This is a genomic window from Candidatus Agathobaculum pullicola (assembly GCF_052117205.1).
GTDB lineage: Bacteria > Bacillota > Clostridia > Oscillospirales > Butyricicoccaceae > Agathobaculum > Agathobaculum pullicola.
The window spans coordinates 1-3,571 of the sequence record NZ_JBQKJP010000081.1 but is presented as its reverse complement, the minus strand read 5'-3'; the positions used below and the strand labels follow the sequence as shown (position 1 = coordinate 3,571).

General features: G+C 41.8%; 5 protein-coding genes. All 5 read left to right on the top strand.

Features of this window, described 5'->3' with window-relative positions; translation table 11 throughout:
* Positions 1-355 precede the first annotated feature (355 nt).
* Positions 356-661, top strand: coding sequence for a hypothetical protein (locus ACTQ3V_RS15305; RefSeq protein ID WP_191340021.1), 306 nt, complete (start codon positions 356-358; stop codon positions 659-661).
* A gap of 34 nt (positions 662-695) precedes the next feature.
* The gene (locus ACTQ3V_RS15300) at positions 696-1,496 is read left to right on the top strand and encodes a helix-turn-helix domain-containing protein (protein WP_441468256.1); all 801 of its coding nucleotides are present in this window, start codon (positions 696-698) and stop codon (positions 1,494-1,496) included.
* 38 nt (positions 1,497-1,534) lie between these two features.
* On the top strand, positions 1,535-2,104 hold the full coding sequence (locus ACTQ3V_RS15295) for a DNA-3-methyladenine glycosylase I (RefSeq protein WP_005934810.1): 570 nt from the start codon (positions 1,535-1,537) through the stop codon (positions 2,102-2,104).
* A gap of 289 nt (positions 2,105-2,393) precedes the next feature.
* Positions 2,394-2,939, top strand: coding sequence for a P-loop nucleotide/nucleoside kinase family protein (locus ACTQ3V_RS15290; protein WP_002578721.1), 546 nt, complete (start codon positions 2,394-2,396; stop codon positions 2,937-2,939).
* Between the two features lie 181 nt (positions 2,940-3,120).
* A partial coding sequence (locus ACTQ3V_RS15285; RefSeq protein WP_441468255.1) for an aminoglycoside 6-adenylyltransferase occupies positions 3,121-3,571 on the top strand: 451 nt, incomplete at its 3' end.

Here is a 3,571-nt window from a genome sequence, read left to right as displayed (position 1 = left end):
TAAGTCCTCGATTGTTACCATGTGTATCGCCAGCTGCATCCCATCACCTCAGACTTTTTTCTTATTATAACATACCGCGAGGGCTGTTGCGAGACTTTGTCAACAGCGCCATTTTGTCCCGAAGTCCGGCTCCTTGCGGTGCTTCCCCAGCCGGGGTATTCCTTTTCGGACGGTCATTCTGTTTTCAAGGTGCTGTCCATCGATGAACTACCCTAAGTCTACACCTAAATGACCGCCCGTCCCGTATATCCAAGAGGTAGGAAATCGGCTTAAAAAACAGGCTATTTCCACGCTCTCGGAATTGTGGTATAATGGAAACAACGGAACGACAAATCTTAATTGAACGAGGTACAGGATGAAAACAGTTACAATATGTGGAAGTATGAAATTTGAAACAGAAATGCAAAGGATAGCATTTCTGTTAGAAACAAAACATAATATGAATGTTTTACAATGTGTATATAATGTAGATAATTTGGACATTACACCTATGGAACAGGTTGCTCTTGAAAATGCGCATTATAGTAAAATCGAACTCTCCGATGCAATTTATGTTGTGGATATTCAAGGATACATTGGAAATCAAGTTTCCAAAGAAATTGCGTTTGCAAAAAGTAAAGGGAAGAAAGTCATTTTTCATTCGACATACAGAGGAAACTAATTTCCCGTTTATTGAACAAACAAGGAGGGAGAGCATGGAGTTATCCATACAAGAACGATTGAAAGACCTGCGTGTGGAGCGTGGCTTGACGCTGGAACAGCTTGCGGAGAAAACCCACCTCTCCAAGTCCGCTTTAGGCAGTTATGAGGGAGACAATCTCAAGGACATCAGCCACTATGCCCTTATTGAGTTGGCAAAGTTTTATGAAGTGACCGTTGATTATCTGCTGGGCCGTTCCCAAACAAAAAATCACCCAAACGCCGATCTTGCAGACCTGCGTTTGAGTGATGATATGATTGAACTATTGAAAAGCGGGCTGGTGGACAATTCCCTTTTGTGTGAACTGGCGGCACACCCGGATTTTCCTCGGCTCATGGCTGACCTTGAAATCTATGTGAACGGCGTGGCGGTGAAGCAGGTGCAGACTGCAAACGCCATAGTGGACACCATGAGCGCAACCATTATGAAGCAGTACAATCCCGGCTTGACCGACCCGCAGTTAAGACAGCTTATCGCCGCCCACATTGACGACGACAGCTTTTGCCGCTATGTGATACAGCAGGATATAAACAAGATAGCCTTTGACCTGCGGGAAGCCCACAAGGACGATTTTTTCAGCGTCCCGGAGGACAATCCTCTGGAAGATTTCTTACAGACCGCCGAGGAAACCGCCAGCCCGGGCAGCGACCCGGAACAGGCGGCTATGATGTTTATCTGCAAGCGGCTTAAACTGAATTACAAGAAGCTGTCCGAGGAAGAAAAGAAGTGGCTGAAGCGGATTGCGCAGAAGTCGGACTTGCTGAAAAATCCAAACCCACAGCGGGGGAGAAAATAAGTGGGCGACAAAAACAAATTTTACAAACGGAGGATACCATGAAGAAAGACGATAGAGAAAGATGTTCGTGGGCAACCACAGAACTCTATAAAGAATACCATGATGAGGAATGGGGAAAGCCCGTTCATGATGATAGAAAACTATTTGAAATGTTGGTTCTTGAAGGTATGCAAGCCGGATTATCATGGCTGACGATATTAAATAAAAGAGCTGCATTTAAGGAAGCCTTCAACGAGTTTGATTATCAAAAAATTGCTCTCTATGACGAAACTAAAATTGATGAGTTAATGCAAAATCCCAATATTGTTCGCAATAGATTAAAAATTAAGTCGACAATCACAAACGCACAGCAATTTATCAAAATCCAAGAAGAATACGGAAGTTTTGATAAGTTTATTTGGTCTTATGTTAAGAATAGACCGATTCATAATCATTTCAAATCGGAAGCGGACATTCCTGCAACAACGCCACTTTCAGATAGAATCAGTAAAGACTTAAAAAAACGAGGCTTTAAGTTTGTAGGCAGCACGATTATATATGCGTATATGCAGGCAATCGGAATTGTAAATGACCATGTGAAAGGTTGCTATTTGTATGTACCAGAATAATTCAATATTTCGGTACAATTTATCGAGAGATAGCAAAGCCAGCCGAGCCAGTCAACGGTCAAGATGAACGGCGCTGTGAACTGCACACCTTTCGTTGACTTTCTTGTCCAACTTTTGGGGTGCAGTTCACATTTCATGCGCCGCCGTTGACAGTCCCGCCCGTCTTTGCTAAAGGGTAATCAAGGCGGGAAAGCCCTAAAATGGCTTCCCGCCCATTTCAATCTTGAGAGAAGAAACGCTCCAAAATCAGAAAGAGAGCGGTAAATCTGAATTGCGAGGGAGAATGTAGATGAATCAAGGAAGAATTATTGTGATTACAGGTTCGCCGGGAACAGGAAAGACAACAACTGCGTCGATTGTCGCAAAAGAATCGAACATGGATAAATCTGTGCATATGCACACAGACGACTTTTTTCATTATTTAAGCAAAGGAGCAATACCGCCGCATTTACCAGAGTCCAACGAACAAAATTTAGTTGTCATTGAAGCCTTTTTAGAAGCTGCAAAGCGCTATGCCCGCGGCGGATATGATGTAATTGTAGATGGAATTGTCGGGCCGTGGTTTTTAGAACCATGGAGAGCCCTTGTTCGAGAAGATTATGAAGTACACTATATTGTTTTAAGAGCCAGTAAAGAAGAAACTATGAAACGAGCTGTGGAACGGTCAAAATTAGACAGAAAAACAAATGTCGAATTAGTAGAAACAATGTGGGAGCAATTTTGTAATTTGGGGATATATGAATCGAATGTTATAGAAACGACAACCTATTCTATCCAAGAGGCTGTTTTTGCAGTAAAAGAAAAAATTTCAAGTGGAGCCGCATTGCTATCTTAAACGATTTCTAAAATCAGAAATTTCATTTATCAGAGAAATAGCAAAGCCAGTCAACGGTCAAGATGAACGGCGCATAAATGCGCCGCCGTTGACAGTCCCACCCGTCTTTGCTGATGGGCAATCAAGGCGGGAAAGCCCTAAAATGGCTTCACACCTATTTCAATAATTGGAGGAGATAAAAATGAGATCAGAAAAGGAAGTTTATGATATTGTTTTGAATTTTGCAAAAACAGACAAACGCATTCGCATGGTTACTTTGGAAGGATCTAGAACAAATACAAATATTCCGCCTGATGATTTTCAGGATTTTGATATTACTTTTTTTGTTACGGATATGGACAGCTTCACAAATGATGATAAATGGCTAGATATATTTGGTGAAAGGTTGATTCTGCAAAAGCCGGAAGATATGGAATTATTTCCAGCTGTAGAAAAGGGATTTTCATATTTAATGCTGTTTACTGATGATGTTAAGATAGATTTAACTTTGCTGCCGCTGGAACTGATAGACGAGTATTTTGCATGGGATAAACTGGTAAAGTTACTGTTGGATAAAGACAACCGTATCGTAAAGCCGCCAATACCAACGGATATAGACTACCACTTGCAGAAGCCTACTCAAAGAATGTTTG